Source organism: Bartonella sp. MR100HLJHH, from assembly GCF_042194215.1.
GTDB classification, from domain to species: Bacteria; Pseudomonadota; Alphaproteobacteria; order Rhizobiales; family Rhizobiaceae; genus Bartonella; species Bartonella grahamii.
In genome coordinates this window covers 106,830-125,034 of the sequence record NZ_JBHIMR010000004.1, presented here as the reverse complement: position 1 = coordinate 125,034, position 18,205 = coordinate 106,830, and the positions used below count along the sequence as shown (strand labels likewise).

Below are 18,205 nucleotides of genomic sequence, written 5' to 3'. Positions count from 1 at the left end.
CGTATTTTAGAGAGGATTTTCTATCAGGAGGAGAAAGGATCGCCTCCTGCTTAATGTATGTGCCCCCTCTGTTCTTAAGAGAGGCTTCCCTTGTACGTTGTTTAAGATTTCCGCTTAAGGAAAAACTGTGCTCCTGTATGTGAGGTGCAGAGAAGTTGTGTGGCGTCATATGACATTGTACAATTGACTCTAGAAATTGTTCCACGGAGAATAGAGCGTATTTCAATTTCTATATTTTGGGCATTGAGGTAATTATATGCCCCTTCTGATAGTTTTTCTTCTGTATCTGCTGCACGCGTTTCAAAAACACCATTGTGGAAAGAAGAAATAATACCATTCTCATCAACCCATTTTCCATCAATTCCAGTTGGCATATTTGAGTTATAATATTGCGAAAAGCTACAGGCACTTAACAGCAAGGTGGTAGTTGTAAGACATAAAATATGATAGGTATGTTTCATTTATTGCACTCTATTTAGATTATTTTGCTCTCTAGTTTTTATAACATTATTAAATTACTCCATGAGTCAATATGAAAAATTTGATGAAAATCAATGAAAAAGCAAAAAAATGGAAAAAAATGCCTTAATGTTGTATTTAATTAATAGCTTGATGAAGTTCGTAAGTGAAACACAAGAGGTGAAATATTTCTTATGGTTTACAACAATTTTTATATTAAGCTGCTGAGTAGTCTCAAAGGAGATTATTGACATTATGGTTGGTCCCATTCTTGTTGCGAGTGAAGATTATGGAAGACGTATAGAACTTTCTGCTATGCTGCGAGGTTTTGGTTATCGTGTCATTGAAGCAGAAAATGGTCTCCGTACGATTGATCTTTTACACAGGCGTAAAAACATTGTGCTTGCACTCCTTGATGTCGTTATGAGTGATTTGAGTGTGAGCGATTTGATTAAAATGATTAGAGTTGCTGGTGTTTCTGTTCCTATTGTCGTTATAGCACAACAAGAGAATCAGAATTTACTCCAGAAGGCTTTAACAGCTGGAGCTATTGATTATTGGATCCACCCAGTAACATTATTACGCGTAAGGGTTACTTTGGATATTCTTGCTCTTATTTCTGCCTTGGAGCATGAAGTTCGAGATATTCGGCGAAAAAAAGAGAATCATTTACGGTTTTCTGATCTTTGCATAAAAAGTAGAGCTATGCAGGTAGTGTTAGAACAATCGAGACAAGCAGCAACTTCTTTACAGAATCTTTTGATAGAGGGGGAAGTTGGAACAGGACGTGAGACATTAGCTCGGATTATTCATCATGAGGGATTATTCTCGGAAGGTGTTTTTATTCGCTTTCAATGTTCAGCCATCGTTGATCCAGAAGAAGAAAATCAGCAGTGGTTTAAAGAATTCCTACCATTGGTTTCTTCTCTTGAAAAAGGGACACTTTGCCTTTGTGATATTGATCGACTTGAGCCCATACAGCAAAAACGGTTTGCTCATTACCTTAAAGAAAGGGAAAGGGATACAAAAGGAGATTTTTTCCCTTTTCGGATCATTGCTATTTCAACATCGCGTTTAAAGGATTTGGTTAAAGAGAACTTTTTTTTGCATAGTTTGTTTGAACAATTTTCTCACTTGTCTATTAGCGTCCCTGCTTTACGAGAATTAAGGGATGATTTTCCAGAGATCACACAACGTTTGATTGATCGTATTATCACCGAAACAGGGCGGTCACATGTCCATGGTTTAGCAGGATCTGCTCTTTCCTTGCTTATGCAGTATGATTGGCCTGGTAATAAAAATGAGCTTGAAAACTTTTTATTTCGTGCGATTTTACTCAGTGAAGGACCGTTATTAACTGTTCGAGATTTTCCGCAATTAATGGGAAATCCATTAATGAATGTTCCCAATATCATTGAGGATAATATGCAAGAAGATAATGAACAAGAATCTATAAAATTTTTGAATACTGATGGGCATGTGCGTACTTTTGCAGAGATGGAACATGATATTATCGAGAAAGCGGTTAAACATTATAAAGGACATATGAGTGAGATTGCGCGCCGCCTTCATATTGGTCGCTCTACACTTTATAGAAAAATGGAAGAATTGCGAGCAATAAGAAATCAAGAAAGAAAGTAAAATTCATAACAAATCTCTCTTCATGACAAGTATGAGTTTCAAAAAAATAGAGTGGATTTTGATAAAGTCCGTGGGGGGCTTAAGAAAACAATCATTTATTGTAAAATTTATCTATAGAGGATGATTTTGTAGATTTAAATGAAATATAAATTTTATGTGACTATTTTAATCGTCTGTTTCAGTTTATACAATTTTAGTTGAGTTTACATTTATTAAAGCAGAGAAGCATTTTTAAAAACTTTTAAATACTACCGCTAAAATTTTTGTATCATTAATATTAAATTTATACTCTCTTAAGCAAGAGGTGGCATTTTATCTGCTACACGGTTAAGATAAAGTGATTAGTATTATCGTTTGCATTACTGATGATGCGATAGCTTAAAATAGAAAGTTTGTCCTCTTTGACTCTTTTACATATTGTTATTGGTTTTGTCCTCTTTTTTTTTATTGCATCTATGTTGGCAATCTACACCTATGGGCGTTTTATGAAAAATGCTAGGGGGCAATGTTCTTATGCGCTACCTATTCAGAAAGATGAAACTAAGCTTGATCGTATCATTAGTCAATTAGCTGAGGAAGAAAATGGATTGGGGATTGATAAAGATGCCCTTTCCCTCATTATCAGCAATTTGGATGCGTTTTGTGTTCGTGCAATAGGAGCTGCAGAGGCTGGGCGTAGCCTTGATCTGATGTATTATATTTGGGATGATGATTTAACAGGGCGTCTATTATTAAGTGAAATAGTTAAGGCAGCGGATCGGGGTGTTCGGGTACGGCTTCTTTTGGATGATATTAATGCTCAAGCACGTGACCCAGCTTATATTGCGCTAGATAAACATCCTCATATCGAGGTGAGAGTGTTTAATCCAGGACGATCGCGTAAAGGTGGATTACGCCGTGGTTTAGAGATTATATTACGGGCGATTACTGTTACACGTAGAATGCATAATAAAGCTTTTATTGTTGATGGTAGAATCGCTTTTGTAGGAGGACGTAATCTTGCAGATTCTTATTTTGATGCTGGTGAAGAATCCCATTTTCGAGATTTAGATTTGATGTTAATCGGACCTTCTGTTAAAAAGGTGGAAAGTATTTTTGATGATTTTTGGAATAGTGCTGTTGTTTTGCCAATTCATACTTTGGTTGTTCCTAAAAGCGCAAGTGATCTTAGCTATTGGAAGGATAAATTACAAAAATTTCGGGATTCCAAGGTTGCAAAAGTTTATTTAGATTATGTCAAAGAGCACATTAATTTTGATTGTTTTATTCAAACAGGAAGGCGGTTATTTTTAGCAGAAAAAGTTGTTGTTCTTTCTGACCCTCCAGAAAAAGCATTGCGTAAAAAAGCAAGCAATTGGCTTATGAAGGCACTTTCAAAGGTTATTGGAAATGCCCAAAAAACGGTTCAGATTACGTCACCTTATTTTGTTCCTGGTAAGGTTGGAACGCAGAATTTTAGTAATTTGGTTTCAAAGGGTGTTGATGTCAAAATTCTGACGAATTCTTTAGCAGCTACTGATGTAGCATTGGTGCATGGTGGTTATGTATCGTATCGTAAGGCGTTGTTGAAAAGTGGTGTTAAGCTTTATGAATTAAAAGCGGAGGGCAACACCCATGGGTTACGGTTGTTTCGATCGAGTAAGGCAAGTTTACATGCCAAAGCTTTTTTAATTGATCGTAAAACAGCTTTTATTGGATCTTTAAATTTTGATCCAAGATCAGCATCATTAAATACAGAAATGGGCATTCTTTTTGAATGTGCTCCCATTACAGCAAGATTAGATTTGTTGTTTTCTGAAGAAATCACAGGGGAAATGAGCTATCATCTGCGTCTTGGTAATAATAATCGTATTTATTGGGATTTTATTGAAAATGAAAAAAAATATAGCATTGACCATGAGCCAGAAAGCAGTTTTTGGCGTCGCGCATTTGCAAAAATAATAAGTTGGTTACCTATTGAATCACAATTGTAAATTTTTATAAACCAAAAAAAATATTTATTTTTCTTTTCATTTTGTTTGTAGCATGGCATAATTTTTTGCCAATCTACCATGTATGAGAACCGCAGTTGTATTTTAAAGCTCCTTGCGGTGTTTTATTATAAAAGGAATTTTGCTATGGCAAAGATTGTTGAAACGGGGACAGGTGCATTGGCACTGACTTTTGATGATGTACTTTTACAGCCCGGTCATTCTCTTGTTATGCCTAGTCAAGTGGATCTCAGTACGCGCATTGCAGCGGATATTAAGCTCAATTTGCCATTGCTTTCTGCTGCAATGGATACGGTAACAGAATCGCGTTTGGCAATTGCTATGGCTCAAGCTGGAGGTCTTGGGGTTATTCATCGTAATATGTCTCCTGCAGAACAGGCAGAAGAAGTCCGCCAAGTAAAAAAGTTTGAATCTGGTATGGTTGTTAATCCAGTCACAATTGGACCAGATGCAACACTTGAAGAAGCGAAATCTTTGATGCGCTCTCATGGCATTTCAGGTATTCCGGTTGTTGAAAATAGTGTTAAAGGTGAGACAGCGGGACGACTTGTTGGCATTTTGACCAATAGAGATGTCCGTTTCGCATCAGATCCAAAACAAAAAATTTATGAATTAATGACGCATGAAAATTTGATCACAGTGCGTGAAAATGTCCAACTTAATGAAGCAAAATATCTTTTACATCATCATCGTATTGAAAAATTATTAGTTGTGGATGAACAAAATCGTTGTGTCGGACTGATAACAGTTAAGGATATTGAAAAAGCAAAATTAAATCCAAATGCTGCTAAAGATTCTCAAGGGCGCTTGCGTGCTGCAGCGGCCAGTAGTGTTGGGAATGGAGGGATTGAGCGTGCTGAACGCCTCATAGACGCGGGTGTTGATGTGTTGGTCATTGATACAGCGCATGGACATTCTCAACATGTGCTAGAAACTGTTGAACGAATTAAAAAGATGGCTTCCTCTCCAGCTGTTATTGCTGGGAACGTAGCAACCGCTCAAGCAACGCAGGCATTGATTGACAGTGGTGCAGATGCGGTAAAAGTTGGTATTGGTCCTGGATCTATTTGCACAACGCGTATAGTTGCTGGTGTCGGTGTTCCTCAACTTGCAGCCATTATGAATGCCGCAGAAGTTGCTGAAAAAGCGGGCATTCCCATTATTGCAGATGGTGGAATCAAAGCATCAGGTGATTTTGCTAAAGCTTTAGCTGGTGGGGCTTGTGCAGCGATGATTGGATCTCTTTTAGCAGGTACAGAAGAAAGTCCTGGTGAAGTTTATCTTTATCAAGGTCGATCTTTTAAAGCCTATCGTGGTATGGGATCTGTTGGTGCTATGGCACGAGGATCGGCAGATCGCTATTTTCAAGATGATGTTCGTGATGAACTTAAGTTGGTTCCTGAAGGTGTGGAGGGGCAGGTGGCTTATAAAGGGCCTATAGCATCAGTTCTACATCAGCTTGCTGGTGGACTTCGTGCTTCAATGGGGTATGTTGGAGCAAAAGATCTCGTAGAGTTTCGTGAAAAAGCAACGTTTGTACGTATTACGAATGCGGGACTCCATGAAAGTCATACGCATGATGTTTCTATCACACGGGAGAGTCCAAACTATCGTGGGCCAGTTTAAAGATATTTAAAGATATAAGAGCATAATGTCATATCGTATAAATATAAAATCTTCCGAGAACAAGAAAGAGGGACTGCGCTTTTTTCTGTTTGTGATTTGGTGTAATAATCCCAAAAAGGAAAGAATTAGAGGTCAAAACTCTAATTCTTTCTGTTAAGACTATATGAAATAAGTTATATAAAATTAGAATTAACTTTTTGTAGTCTTCCGTCCTGTCTTTGACGCACGTTGGCGAGTGTTTGTCTGATCACTTTGGACGGATTTCTTTCCGTTGTTTGAGGGCATTGTGTTATGACGGCTTTTAGATGAAGTTGTTTTTCCATTATTATAAGTCATTATTTTCTCCTTTTAAATTGTCTGGCAGTTGCCAGTAGAGTAAAAACGGTCATGCCAAATAGTGGTTCCAAGCATTTTCTAAAAAGTTAATTTTTTGGTGAACGTAAGATGGACGTGTTTAATTTTATGAGAAGATTTTTTCTATTTTTTCAGATGGATAGCCCTAAAAAGATGGGAGATATTTGATTTTTTCTGTTATTCAGATAATCCTCGTAAATTTTATTTTACGCAATAATTAAGGAGTTTGTTTTTTCGTAATGCATGGCGGAAATAAGTTCTTTATGGATGGCTGCGTATCTTTTAGTATAAGAGGTAGAGGGATAAAAAGTGAATGGGCAGAAGATGAAAGGAAAAATCTAGATACTCTAATATTGGATCTTATAAAAAGTATGATCAGATCATTTTAATGTTGAATGTAAATTTTTAATGGTTTTGAGAAGGTTTTATTGGCAAGAAGAAGATAATATTATTTTTTTAGATGATTTAAGATTTTATTATTTTAATGGGAGAAATGAATGCGATTAGGTGGGCGTTTGCAAGCAGCAATAGATGTTCTCAAAGAGATAGAAATGAAGCATCGCCCAGTAGGAGAAGCTTTAAAGGATTGGGGGCTTTCTCATCGCTTTGCTGGAGCAGGTGATCGCGCAGCTATTGGCACAATCGTTTATGATGTTTTAAGACGACGCTATTCTTTACAATGGCGTATGGAGAGTGATGATATCCGAGATATCGTTTTTGGTGCCTTATTAGATTCTGGAAAAATGACGCTGGAGCAAATTGACGGTGAGTTAGCAGAAGATCGGTTTGCGCCGCAGTTATTAGGAGCTAAACAGCGTAAATCGTGGCAAGGTCAGCAATTAGTGGATGCTCCAGACTATATTCGTGGTGATATTCCGCAATGGTGTCAAGCGCATCTGCGTCCTTTATTTGGTGATAATTGGATCACTGAAGCGGCTGCGTTAGCAACGCGTCCTTCTTTAGACCTACGGGTAAATAACTTAAAGGCAACACCAGAAAAGGTGTTGAAAGAATTAGCAAAAACCAAACTTAAATCTTTGCCATGGTTTGAGCAAGCTTTGAGAATTGCACCGATTGAAAAGTTTAACCGTCATCCTAATGTTCAAGTGGAACCAGCTTTTCAAAAAGGACACTTTGAAATACAGGATTTAGGATCTCAAATTGTTGCTCACCTTGTGGAAGCGCGAGAAAGCATGCAGGTATTAGATTATTGCGCAGGTGCTGGGGGTAAAACATTAGCTTTAGCTTCCGATATGAACAATCGTGGGCAAATTTATGCCTATGATTCAGACAAAGCTCGTTTGGCTCCTATTTTTGATCGTCTTCGACGCGCTGGTGTTCGTAATGTACAAATACGAGTGCAAAGAGAAGAATTAAAACCATTAACAGGTCAGATGGATAGAGTTCTACTAGATGCACCATGTAGTGGGACAGGAACATGGCGTCGTCGTCCAGATGCGAAATGGCGTTTAACATTAGAACAGGTGAAACAACGCCAAACAGAACAGAGATCTATTTTGAATGAAGCGATAGCTTATCTTAAGCCAAATGGGCGCCTAGTCTATATTACCTGTTCTCTCTTTACAGATGAAAATGAGGAACAAATTTCCCGTTTCCTTCAACAACATTCTTATTTTGCTCCAATAGATATGCCAGCGCTTTGGCAGAAACATTTTAGTTTTTCTCCTGTGCAACCAGTTTTTTCAAATTATGGACTTACTTTGTCGCCGGCCACAACACAAACAGATGGGTTCTTTTTATCTGTGTTGCAAAAAAAACATTGATCCATATTTTTGCATTTTTTATCATAAATTTTACGAGAATAATCTTTTTCTTAAGAAAATAGGCTTGTGAAAAAAGAAAGATTGAATCATAACTCGCATGAGTTTTCTTTTACAATTGTTGATTGGTTTTCTATGAGCATATCACATCCAGACACGGTTCTTATTATTGACTTTGGTTCACAAGTTACACAACTTATTGCACGACGGGTACGAGCAATGGGGGTATATTGTGAAATTGCTCCTTTTCAATTGGCTTTAGAAGCTGTGCGCCGCATAAATCCTAAAGCTATTATTTTATCAGGGAGTCCTTATTCCGTTATTGATGAGGGCTCTCCGCGTGCTCCAATGGAAATTTTTGAGGCGGGTATTCCGATTCTGGGTATTTGCTATGGTGAACAAGTCATGTGTGTTCAGCTTGGAGGAAAGGTTGAAGCTGGACATGAGCGTGAATTTGGGCGTGCTTTTTTGGAAGTGCAAGAAGAGAGTGCTCTTTTTGATGGAGTGTGGGAAAAAGGTTCTCGTTATCAAGTATGGATGAGCCATGGTGACCGTGTGGCAGCTTTACCAGAAGGTTTTCGTATCATAGGGACCTCAAACGGAGCTCCTTATGCGGCTATTGCTGATGAAAAAAGACATTTTTATGCAGTACAGTTTCATCCTGAAGTTATCCATACACCAGATGGTACAAAACTTTTGCAAAACTTTATTCATAAAATCTCTGCTATTAAAGGTGGTTGGTCAATGGCTTCTTATCGTGAGCAGGCAATTGCTACGATACGACAAAAAGTTGGGAAAAGTCGTGTGATTTGTGGTCTTTCAGGGGGGGTGGATTCATCTGTTGTAGCGGTACTCCTTCATGAAGCCATAGGAGATCAACTGACATGCATTTTGGTAGACCATGGGCTGATGCGCAAGAATGAAGCTGAAGAAGTTCTCACGCTCTTTCGTGATCATTATAACATAGAGCTTATTCACGTTAATGCTGCCGATATATTTCTTAATGCTTTAGAGGGTGAGACAGATCCAGAAAAAAAGCGCAAAACGATTGGTCGCCTTTTTATTGAAGTTTTTGAAGAAGAAACTAAAAAAATAGGAGGTGCAGAGTTCTTAGCACAAGGAACACTTTATCCAGATGTTATTGAGAGTGTGTCTGCTATTGGTAAAACGGTAACCATTAAAAGCCATCATAATGTGGGTGGGCTGCCAGAACAGATGAATATGCAACTTGTAGAACCGTTGCGTGAGCTCTTTAAGGATGAGGTTCGCTTGCTAGGGCGAGAGTTAGGATTACCAGAGCAGTTTATTGGTCGCCATCCTTTTCCAGGTCCAGGTCTTGCAATTCGCTGTCCAGGTACTGTGACCCGTGAAAAATTAGAAATTTTACGTGAAGCAGATGCTATTTATCTTGAGGAAATCCGTAAAGCCGGTCTTTATGACGAAATTTGGCAAGCTTTTGCTGTTCTTCTTCCTGTTCAAACTGTTGGCGTGATGGGGGATGGTCGCACTTATGAATTTGTTTGTGCTCTTCGTGCCGTCACATCTGTAGATGGAATGACTGCTGATTTTTATCCCTATGATATGGCGTTTTTAGGTAAGACGGCAGCACGTATTATTAACGAAGTTAGAGGGATTAATCGTGTTGTATATGATGTAACCTCAAAGCCTCCTAGTACTATTGAATGGGAATAATTAAAATGAAGGATAAGCCTTTATCTGGCAATCTGTACGCTAATATCGTTTAAAATTGAGAAGTGTGGAATTTTGCATGTCTGAGAAAAAAATTGTTGCACACCGTGGCGGAGCTCATCTTTATCCTGAAAATACTCTTTCGGCATTTAATAATGCTATAGCGTTAGGTGTTGATGAAGTTGAATGCGACGTTCATTTGCTGAAAAGCGGTGAAGTGGTTGTCTTTCACGACTTCCGTCTAGACCAATTGGTTGGAAAAAAGGGGTATATTCACGACATTGATAATGAAACACGCAAACAACTCTGCGTAAAAGGAAGCCAAGAAGCACCTCCCTTATTAGAAGAGGTGCTTGATCTTTTAGCACCAACGAATATTGCATTGCATCTTGAAATCAAGACATGTGGTGAAGTGGAGCGTGAAACAATATTATCCCAAAAAGCGCTTGCGCTAATAAAAAGCCGAAATTTATCAGAACGGGTTTCTGCAATTAGTTTTGATCCTTTGATCCTTCGTCCTTTTATTGAAGCAGGAATACCATCTGGTCCATGTGTTGATAATCTTGAAGGTGATATGTACCGTCATTTTTCTGTATGGAAGCAATTAGGTTATTCTGATCTAAGTTTAGATGGCTCCATTGTTTCACAGGACTTTATTGAATCAGCTCTTGAGGCTGGTTTTACTGTAGGGGTATGGACAATCAATGGAAAAGCTCGGTTATCACATTGGCTTGACATGCCTGTACATTATATTACGACAGATCAACCCGATCTCGCATTGCAATTGCGTGCACAAAGGTAAAAATACATCAATACAAAGGGAACTATATATCCTCATAAAGCTAGCGTAATGAAAGAAGAAAAATTATCTAATATATAACAATAATACATTGATTTATAATGATAATTAATGGTTTATTCATATGAATAAGAGATCTTAATACGTAAGATTTTCTTATTTCAAATCTTTTTACAATGAATCAATCAAAATCATTCGTTTACACATTACAAGCAGGGTTGGTGTGTGGATAAAAAATTATTGAGAAAAGAATAAAAATATTCATTTAACGTATTTCAAATGCAAGACTTGTTGAAGCATTAGGGGCTCATATGATGGCATACAAAAAGTCTTATATAATTTAGTGGAGAGGCTTTATGGCTTATTTTATAGGAGCTATCATGAAATGTAGATGTATTGAAAGATTTTTTAACAGCATGGAAATTGGTAATACAATGTCATTTTGTTTTGCGTGAGGAGCGTGATCTCACTACAGGAAAGGAACTATTAAGCGTTTCAAAATGATTTTCGTAGTTTTAAGAAAAATTCTATTTGTCTCTTCGTTAAATTCAGTAGCAACATCGTGTTAAAGTTATAAGCCGAAAGTTATAAGACAAATAGCAAAAGAATAAATAATTCTTTTTAAAAAAAGTAAATCCAGATATTAGAATAGTCATTGAATGACATTTACGATCTATATCTTTTTACCAATTGACTTTGCTTATTTAAGCCATCTCACTTTTTTCAGATAGTTACAAACGCGTATCTCGTTAATACATAAGAAAGCTTATAAAAGAAAACGAATAAATTTAAACAAATTCATTTGACCTTTTGGTGGTTCCTGTTTAAATGAGAGAATATATTTCTGAAATAAAACTGTCATAGCATGTTCATGTGTAATACTATAAATTTAGGGGTAGTTTGTATTCCATCACTTCAGAAAGGGTGAGCCATGAGTCGTTTTTATCTTTCCATAGCGGCCACGGTTGCTATCATAATGTCTACAGCGGGAATAACAGCAAGTTTTGCGCAGACAAAAATCAGCTTTTGGCATTCTATGAGTGGTGAATTAGGAAAGCAAACTGAAAGTCTCATTAACGATTTTAATGCAAGTCAATCAGAGTATAAAGTTGTTCCTTCATTTCGCGGCGAATATGAAGAGGGGTTGATTTCACTCATTGCAGCATTTCGTGGAAAGAAACAACCAGTGCTTGCCCAAATTTATGACGTTGGTACTGGAACTATGATGGCTGCAAAAGGCGCAATCTATCCATTTTATCAACTTATGGCTGATACAAAACAAGAATTTGATCCTACAGATTATTTCCCTGCTATTAGTGGTTATTACTCCGATGAACAGGGACGTATCATCTCTATGCCATTTAATATTTCAACTCCCATTCTTTATTATAACAAAGATATCTTTAAAAAAGCAGGGCTTGATCCGGAACAGCCTCCTAAAACGTGGCAAGATATAGAAGACTTTTCCAAAAAAATTCTTGAGACTAAAGCGGCAACTTGCGGTTTTACGATGGCTTATGCTGCTCAATGGATTGGTATAGAAAATTTTTCAGCGTTGCATAATGTTCCTTTTGGAACGAAGGAAAATGGCTTTAAAGGACTTGATTCAGAACTTACATTTAATGGACCTTTACAAGTGCGTATGTGGACTGACCTGAAAAAGTGGTCTGATCAAGGTATTTTCCGTTATGGTGGTCCAGCAGGTGCATTAGATTCAACACCAATGTTTATGGCACAAAATTGTGCAATTTTTATGCAATCTTCAGGATCACGTGCTGGAATTGTTTCGGAAGCTCAGTTTGATGTGGGAGTTGGTATGCTACCGTATTATAAGGATGCAGAAGGAACACCACAAAATTCAGTTATTGGGGGAGCTTCTATTTGGGCGTTTAAGGGACATACCCCAAAGGAATATGCAGGGGCAGCCGCTTTTCTTAAATTTCTTTCAAAAACAGAAAACCAAGCAAAATGGCATCAGGAAACAGGTTATCTTCCAACCACAAAAGCGACTTATGAATTGAGCAAAAAACAACATTTCTATGAAAAAACGCCAGGTGCGGATATAGCTATCAAACAGATTAATCTTAATCCACCAACAGTTAACTCGAAAGGGATAAGATTTGGTAATTTACCACAAATCCGTGCCATTCTTGATCAAGAGTTGGAAGCTGTTCTTAGTGGTTCAAAAACACCGAAAGATGGTTTAGATGAGACCGTTGAACGTGGAAATAAACTCTTGCGTGAATTTGAAAAATCTAATCATTAATCTCGTTTTATTGTTAAACATTAAAGACTCAACAAAAACAGTTGAGTTCTTTTTGTTTATCTTTTTAAAGTCTCTACATTTAAAGAGCCCTACGAATGCAAGAAAAACATGCATATTTTAAAAATAGTCTACTTTCTTACGGACTGCTTTTCCCTCAGCTTCTTGTGACTTTTTTGTTTTTCTTTTGGCCTGCTGCTCAAGCAATAAAATCATCTTTTGAGCGTGAAGACCCTTTTGGCTTTACAACAACCTTTATTGGTTTTGAAAATTATCTAACCGTTCTTTCTGATCCTACTTATCTGCAATCACTTCTTACAACCGCAGTATTTTCCATCTCAGTTACTGTCGCTTCAATGACAATATCACTTCTCTTAGCTGTCTGTGTTGATCGTGTCATCCGTGCAAAAAAGGCTTATACAATGCTTTTGCTCTGGCCCTATGCTGTTGCTCCAGTATTGGCAGGTATATTATGGCTGTTTATCTTTCATCCCACCATCGGAATTATCCCTTTTCTTCTCGAGAAAATAGGGGTGCTATGGAATTATCGTATTAATGGCACTCAAGCAATGATTCTTATTGTCATAGCAGCTAGTTGGAAACAAATTTCTTACAATTTTCTCTTTTTTCTTACGGGGCTTCAGTCTGTTCCGCGTTCTCAAATAGAAGCAGCCGCCATTGATGGTGCTGGTCCCTTTAAACGATTTTGGACTGTGGTCTTCCCGCAAATTTCACCAACGACGTTTTTCCTTCTTATTGTCAATGTCAATTATGTTATGTTTGATACCTTTGGTATTATTGATAATACAACTTCTGGAGGTCCTGCGCGTGCAACGAGCATCCTCGTCTATAAAGTATATGACGATGGCTTTAGAAATCAAATAATCGGTGCATCAGCAGCACAGTCAACAATATTGATGTTGATGGTTATTGTCTTAACCTTTATTCAGTTTCGCTGGATTGAGCGCCGTGTACAATATTAGGAAATAAATTATGGTTGAAAATCGCCCTATTTTGAAATTTCTAACCCATCTTACTCTCATTGTTGGCATTATCATTATTTGCTTTCCAGTTTATGTTGCTATCATTGCATCAACCCATAGTTCAGCAGCATTCAACTCAGGAACACTTCCTCTTTTACCTGGGAAGTATGCTTTGGAAAATTATAAAACAATCTTTGGTGATGGCCTTGCACAACTCGGTCTTCCCAACCTCTGGCCACTCTTAATGAATTCACTCATTATGGCTCTAGGGATTAGTATTGGGAAAATTATTATTTCACTTTTGTCTGCTTATGCAATTGTTTATATGCGTTTTCCTTTCCGAAAAACTGCTTTTGTTCTTATTTTTGTTACATTGATGCTCCCTGTCGAAGTTCGTATTCTTCCAACCTATGAGGTTGTTGCGAAATTGGGGATGATTGACACCTATAGTGGAATGATTATTCCACTTATTGCATCTGCAACCGCTACGTTTTTATTTCGCCAGTTTTTTTTGACTATTCCAGATGAACTCTTAGAGGCGGCACGTGTTGATGGTGCAGGTCCAGTTAAATTTTTTAAGGATATTCTTCTTCCTCTTAGTAAAAGCAATATCGCTGCTTTATTTATCATTATGTTCATTTATGGATGGATACAATATCTCTGGCCTCTTATCATCACAACGGATCAAAATCATCAAACGATCCTTATTATTTTAAAACAGCTTATTGTCGAATCACTTCAACATGATCCTCAATGGAATATACTCATGGCAGTATCGGTTGTTGCCATGGTTCCCCCTGTTCTTGTTGTTATCTTCATGCAACGGCTTTTTATCAAAGGCCTTATTGAAACGGAGAAGTAATTATGGCCATAATCCAGTTATCAAATATAAAAAAACGGTATGACAACGGCATTCTGGTCATTGATGATTTAAACTTAACTGTTGCTGATAAAGAACTTCTTGTTCTTGTCGGTCCTTCAGGGTGCGGAAAATCAACCTTATTGCGTATTATAGCAGGACTTGAACAAGTTACCTCAGGTGAATTATGTATTGATAACGAACGTATCAATGATCGTGAACCAGCTGATCGTGATATTGCTATGGTTTTTCAAAATTATGCTCTTTATCCCCATATGACAGTTCGTGGAAACTTAGAATATGGTCTTAAAAATCGTAAAACTCCTAAAGAAGAAATTAAAAAACGCATCGCACATGCTGCAAAACTTTTGGAGATAGAATCATTTCTTGATCGTAAGCCACGACAATTATCAGGAGGACAACGTCAGCGTGTTGCAATGGGGCGTGTGATTGTACGTCAACCCCGTGTTTTTCTCTTTGATGAACCTCTTTCAAATCTTGATGCAAAATTGCGGGCGCAAATGTGTATTGAAATAAAAACACTACAGCGTTCATTAGGAACGACCAGCCTCTATGTTACCCATGATCAACTAGAAGCTATGACATTAGCTGATAGAATAGTCGTTTTGAATAAAGGAGCTATCGAGCAAATTGGAACACCAATGGAAATTTACGACACTCCAGCAACAACATTTGTTGCTGATTTTATTGGTTCTCCTCCTATGAATTTTCTTGATCGCCATGTCTTAGAACAACATTTAGGGCATTCATTTTCTTATGGCGAAGAAACTGATCTTTTAGCATTCAGACCTGAAATAATCTTATTGGGCGAACATCCAGATAAAGGACCTGTCTTTCACACAAAAATTGAGCTTATCAAGCCTATCGGAACAGGTTGCCATGTTTTAACGCGTTGGAATAATATCATCTTTACGATTGAAATAAAAGAACGCTTGACACACGACTATGGGCAAAAACTAAGTTTCACTGTCGCTCATCAGAATTTTCATACTTTTAACAAAAACACTGGAAAGCGTACAAATAGTAAGTAAGCATTAATTGATGTGACACGACTTTCTTTTATGTTGCGTTTCGATTTTCTCGATTGCATTTACAAAATCAGGTTGTAACCGATGGGATTAAAAACAAAATTTTAAAAGTTTTGGTAATGATCCATTGTCCCATGGCGCTGAGAATGTCAAAACATTTATATGAAGAAAATATGCATTTTCACGGTCTGTGAGAAGAATATTATTTTCAAATCTCAAACATAAGAAAATTATTTTCACTATAAAAAATATTAATATAAAATAACCATTGATTAACCATATTATTGCTCATAAAAAACAATATATTATCATGTGTTTCTTGATGTAATAATTTATGTAACTTATAAAAAGTAAATGAGAGAAATAGAGGGAAACAATAATTCACAGATGAGAGGGGATGCGCCCCATATCGTAGCTTTGATCCCTAACATAAGAAGTCTATTTGATCCAAAAAATACGACGCTGTTCTAAATAGTCTGTACGAGAATAGGCATATTCTATTTTACTGCTGACTATATGATCTTAAATGGTTTCAGAGATCCTATAAGAGGCATTTTTTCTTCAAGTGGTTTTTATTCATACACTCATTCTACTTGCATGTTATAAATGGAGTTGGGTAGATAAAAATACTTTAAGAAAGAGACCCCAAATGCTTCTTATGAATCGTTTCAAGTGTCGAGAGTTATTGTAAAAGAAGCGTTGGAAAATAGAATGATGCCGCTGACGATCTGGGCATCATGAGGCAATAAATCCACTTACTTTATCTATCTTAGCATCTATTGAGTATAAATTTCTCTGTAAAAGTAACTTTATTTTATATCAATATTATCAATTATAGATGTTGGGTATCATTAGTAATATAATCATAGACTTACGATTTTATGAACGCTTTTTTATCTCTTTTGTAGAAAATCTTAATGTTTTGTGATGGCATCAATGATGGTATTCACATTATGTTCCATCATATCGAGATAAGTTGCTGCAGGGCCATTTTTATTTGACAATGCATCAGAATAAAGAGTCCCACCAATTTTTAAACCTGTTTCTTTTGCAATCTGTTTTATGAGCCGAGGATTAGAGATATTTTCAACGAATAGTGCAGCTGCTTTATTCGCCTTAATTTGTTTGATAAGTTTAGCAACATCGGCTGCGGTTGCTTCAGCTTCTGTTGAAGCATTTTGGGGAGCAAGGATAGTAAAACCATATTCTTTGGCAAAATAGCCAAAGGCGTTATGAGATGTGATAATGATACGTTTATCTTTAGGGATGGTAGCAATTTTTGTTTTCAGGGTATCTTGTGCTATTTTAAGTTTTTGGATGTAGGTTTCGGCATTTTTTTTGTAGCTGGTGCAGGATTGTGGATCGATTTTACAAAAAGCAGCAGCGATATTCTTCACATAGATTTTGACATTGGGAATTGTTTGCCAAGCGTGTGGATCAATAACGCTATGGTGGTGATGGGCATTATGTTCTTGATTTTTCATTTTGAGGGAGGGAATGTTAGCGCTAACTTTGACAAGAAGTGCTTTTGTACCGCTTGCTGTAATGAGGCGATCAATGAATCCTTCTAAATGAAGTCCGTTGATGAAAATAATTTGAGCATTTCTAAGAGCTTGAGCATCATGGGGGGTAGGTTCATAAGTGTGGGTATTCGCATTGGGACCTACAAAAGTGGTCATAGAGATATGGTTGTCTCCTACATTTTTTACGAGATCTGCGAGAATAGAAAAGCTCGCAACAACTTTGATTTTATTGTTTGCAGAAGCAGAAAATGGAGAAAGGGAAAGCAATAAAGCTCCAAGAAGAACAAATTTTTGAGTAAACTTAGGCACATTTTTTCCTTAAAGTGAGGAGGTATAAAAGAGGTGGGGAAACCATGTTACAATAAAGCCACGTGGACTTATCAAGCAGGAAAAAAGATAAATAAATCCTGCGGCAATGATGATAGCAGGGCCGGAGGGAAGAGAAAGATGAAAAGAAAGCAGGAGACCACATACGCTAGAAATGATTCCAAAAAGAGTGGAAAGCGCGCAAATAGGGCCTAGCCGTGAAAACCAAAAACGGGCTGTAATAGCTGGAATCATCATAATGCCAACGGAAAGTAATGTTCCTAGTGATTGAAAGCCTCCAACCAGATTCAACACCACAAGTCCAAGCAATGAAATATGAATATATTTACTCAACGGAGAGAGTGATTTAAAAAAGAGGGGGTCAAAGCTTTCTAAAACAAGTGCACGCCAAAAAATACAAAGGCTGCATAGTGTAATCAGCATTATAATAGTGATTAACCAAAGGGCTTGTGCATCAAGTGCAAGAACCGATCCGAATAAGAGATGAAGCAGCTCAATTGTTGAGTCTTTTAGTGAGATAATAATGACACCTGCCGCGAGTGCAATAAGATAAAAGACGGTCATGGATGCATCTTCTTTCTGAAAGCTATTTCGTGAAATTAAAATGGTTGCTAAAGCAACAATAATACCAGCGAAGATGCCACCAAGTGTCATAGATATGAGGGAAAAGCCACAAATCAGAAAAGCAGTTGCAACACCAGGAAGAATGGCATGAGAGATAGCATCTCCTGTCAAGCTCATTCCACGGAGCATCAAAAATACACCAACAGGACAAGCGCTAATAGACAGGAAAATAGAACCGATAAGGGCGTTTTGCATAAATTGGAAATCAACAAAGGGGGCAAGAAAAAATGCATACAC

At 37.3% G+C, this 18,205-nt stretch carries 14 protein-coding genes and 1 pseudogene; 10 read left to right on the top strand and 5 right to left on the bottom strand.

Translation table 11 applies throughout. The features are described 5' to 3' along the window. Positions 1–101: 101 nt before the first annotated feature. Positions 102–461, bottom strand: coding sequence for a hypothetical protein (locus tag ACFIJ7_RS03815; protein WP_375636018.1), 360 nt, complete (start codon positions 459–461; stop codon positions 102–104). A gap of 253 nt (positions 462–714) precedes the next feature. Here ACFIJ7_RS03815 and ACFIJ7_RS03810 point away from each other — a divergent pair, with 253 nt between their 5' ends. From ACFIJ7_RS03810 to guaB, 3 genes are all read left to right on the top strand, one after another. Further along, positions 715–2,100, top strand: coding sequence for a sigma-54-dependent transcriptional regulator (locus tag ACFIJ7_RS03810; protein WP_375636017.1), 1,386 nt, complete (start codon positions 715–717; stop codon positions 2,098–2,100). Positions 2,101–2,501: 401 nt separating this feature from the next. After that, the gene (locus ACFIJ7_RS03805) at positions 2,502–4,073 is read left to right on the top strand and encodes a phospholipase D family protein (RefSeq protein WP_375644648.1); all 1,572 of its coding nucleotides are present in this window, start codon (positions 2,502–2,504) and stop codon (positions 4,071–4,073) included. A 144-nt stretch (positions 4,074–4,217) separates the two neighbouring features. Further along, positions 4,218–5,717, top strand: coding sequence for an IMP dehydrogenase (gene guaB / locus ACFIJ7_RS03800; RefSeq protein WP_012754596.1), 1,500 nt, complete (start codon positions 4,218–4,220; stop codon positions 5,715–5,717). Between the two features lie 189 nt (positions 5,718–5,906). Here guaB and ACFIJ7_RS03795 read toward each other — a convergent pair whose 3' ends face one another. Continuing rightward, the gene (locus ACFIJ7_RS03795; RefSeq protein ID WP_273722522.1) at positions 5,907–6,053 is read right to left on the bottom strand and encodes a hypothetical protein; all 147 of its coding nucleotides are present in this window, start codon (positions 6,051–6,053) and stop codon (positions 5,907–5,909) included. 515 nt (positions 6,054–6,568) lie between these two features. On the opposite strand from ACFIJ7_RS03795, the gene ACFIJ7_RS03790 reads away from it, so the two are divergent. From ACFIJ7_RS03790 to ACFIJ7_RS03760, 7 genes are all read left to right on the top strand, one after another. Beyond that, positions 6,569–7,855: an RsmB/NOP family class I SAM-dependent RNA methyltransferase gene (locus ACFIJ7_RS03790; protein WP_375644647.1), complete on the top strand. Its 1,287-nt coding sequence runs from the start codon at positions 6,569–6,571 to the stop codon at positions 7,853–7,855. A gap of 132 nt (positions 7,856–7,987) precedes the next feature. Continuing rightward, positions 7,988–9,544, top strand: a complete 1,557-nt coding sequence (gene guaA / locus ACFIJ7_RS03785) for a glutamine-hydrolyzing GMP synthase (protein WP_375644664.1) — start codon at positions 7,988–7,990, stop codon at positions 9,542–9,544. Positions 9,545–9,620: 76 nt separating this feature from the next. Further along, positions 9,621–10,343 carry a glycerophosphodiester phosphodiesterase gene (locus ACFIJ7_RS03780; protein WP_375636013.1) on the top strand — a complete coding sequence of 241 codons (723 nt, stop codon included), beginning with the start codon at positions 9,621–9,623 and terminating at the stop codon, positions 10,341–10,343. A 928-nt stretch (positions 10,344–11,271) separates the two neighbouring features. Continuing rightward, positions 11,272–12,606, top strand: coding sequence for a sn-glycerol-3-phosphate ABC transporter substrate-binding protein UgpB (gene ugpB / locus ACFIJ7_RS03775; RefSeq protein WP_375636012.1), 1,335 nt, complete (start codon positions 11,272–11,274; stop codon positions 12,604–12,606). Positions 12,607–12,701: 95 nt separating this feature from the next. Next, positions 12,702–13,586: a sn-glycerol-3-phosphate ABC transporter permease UgpA gene (gene ugpA, locus ACFIJ7_RS03770; RefSeq protein ID WP_012754601.1), complete on the top strand. Its 885-nt coding sequence runs from the start codon at positions 12,702–12,704 to the stop codon at positions 13,584–13,586. A 10-nt stretch (positions 13,587–13,596) separates the two neighbouring features. Further along, complete coding sequence (gene ugpE, locus ACFIJ7_RS03765; RefSeq protein WP_375644646.1) at positions 13,597–14,448, top strand: sn-glycerol-3-phosphate ABC transporter permease UgpE; 852 nt, start codon at positions 13,597–13,599, stop codon at positions 14,446–14,448. Between the two features lie 2 nt (positions 14,449–14,450). Next, a complete protein-coding gene (locus ACFIJ7_RS03760; RefSeq protein ID WP_375636010.1) occupies positions 14,451–15,497 on the top strand; it encodes a sn-glycerol-3-phosphate import ATP-binding protein UgpC in 1,047 nt (348 codons plus the stop codon). A gap of 90 nt (positions 15,498–15,587) precedes the next feature. On the opposite strand, the pseudogene ACFIJ7_RS03755 reads toward ACFIJ7_RS03760, so the two are convergent. The 3 genes and pseudogenes from ACFIJ7_RS03755 to ACFIJ7_RS03745 form a co-directional block, all read right to left on the bottom strand. After that, positions 15,588–15,713 (bottom strand): annotated as a pseudogene (locus tag ACFIJ7_RS03755) (DNA-binding protein); the annotation flags it as partial. A gap of 695 nt (positions 15,714–16,408) precedes the next feature. After that, on the bottom strand, positions 16,409–17,326 hold the full coding sequence (locus ACFIJ7_RS03750; RefSeq protein WP_375636009.1) for a metal ABC transporter solute-binding protein, Zn/Mn family: 918 nt from the start codon (positions 17,324–17,326) through the stop codon (positions 16,409–16,411). Positions 17,327–17,335: 9 nt separating this feature from the next. Continuing rightward, positions 17,336–18,205, bottom strand: coding sequence for a metal ABC transporter permease (locus ACFIJ7_RS03745; RefSeq protein ID WP_375644645.1), 870 nt, complete (start codon positions 18,203–18,205; stop codon positions 17,336–17,338).

What these genes read in the sequence shown, in the direction of transcription:
- ACFIJ7_RS03815 (WP_375636018.1), bottom strand. Translation starts at nt 461, where the DNA reads ATGAAACATACCTATCATATTTTATGTCTTACAACTACCACCTTGCTG.
- ACFIJ7_RS03810 (WP_375636017.1), top strand. Translation starts at nt 715, where the DNA reads ATGGTTGGTCCCATTCTTGTTGCGAGTGAAGATTATGGAAGACGTATA.
- guaB (WP_012754596.1), top strand. Translation starts at nt 4,218, where the DNA reads ATGGCAAAGATTGTTGAAACGGGGACAGGTGCATTGGCACTGACTTTT.
- ACFIJ7_RS03795 (WP_273722522.1), bottom strand. Translation starts at nt 6,053, where the DNA reads ATGACTTATAATAATGGAAAAACAACTTCATCTAAAAGCCGTCATAAC.
- ACFIJ7_RS03790 (WP_375644647.1), top strand. Translation starts at nt 6,569, where the DNA reads ATGCGATTAGGTGGGCGTTTGCAAGCAGCAATAGATGTTCTCAAAGAG.
- guaA (WP_375644664.1), top strand. Translation starts at nt 7,988, where the DNA reads ATGAGCATATCACATCCAGACACGGTTCTTATTATTGACTTTGGTTCA.
- ACFIJ7_RS03780 (WP_375636013.1), top strand. Translation starts at nt 9,621, where the DNA reads ATGTCTGAGAAAAAAATTGTTGCACACCGTGGCGGAGCTCATCTTTAT.
- ugpB (WP_375636012.1), top strand. Translation starts at nt 11,272, where the DNA reads ATGAGTCGTTTTTATCTTTCCATAGCGGCCACGGTTGCTATCATAATG.
- ugpA (WP_012754601.1), top strand. Translation starts at nt 12,702, where the DNA reads ATGCAAGAAAAACATGCATATTTTAAAAATAGTCTACTTTCTTACGGA.
- ugpE (WP_375644646.1), top strand. Translation starts at nt 13,597, where the DNA reads ATGGTTGAAAATCGCCCTATTTTGAAATTTCTAACCCATCTTACTCTC.
- ACFIJ7_RS03760 (WP_375636010.1), top strand. Translation starts at nt 14,451, where the DNA reads ATGGCCATAATCCAGTTATCAAATATAAAAAAACGGTATGACAACGGC.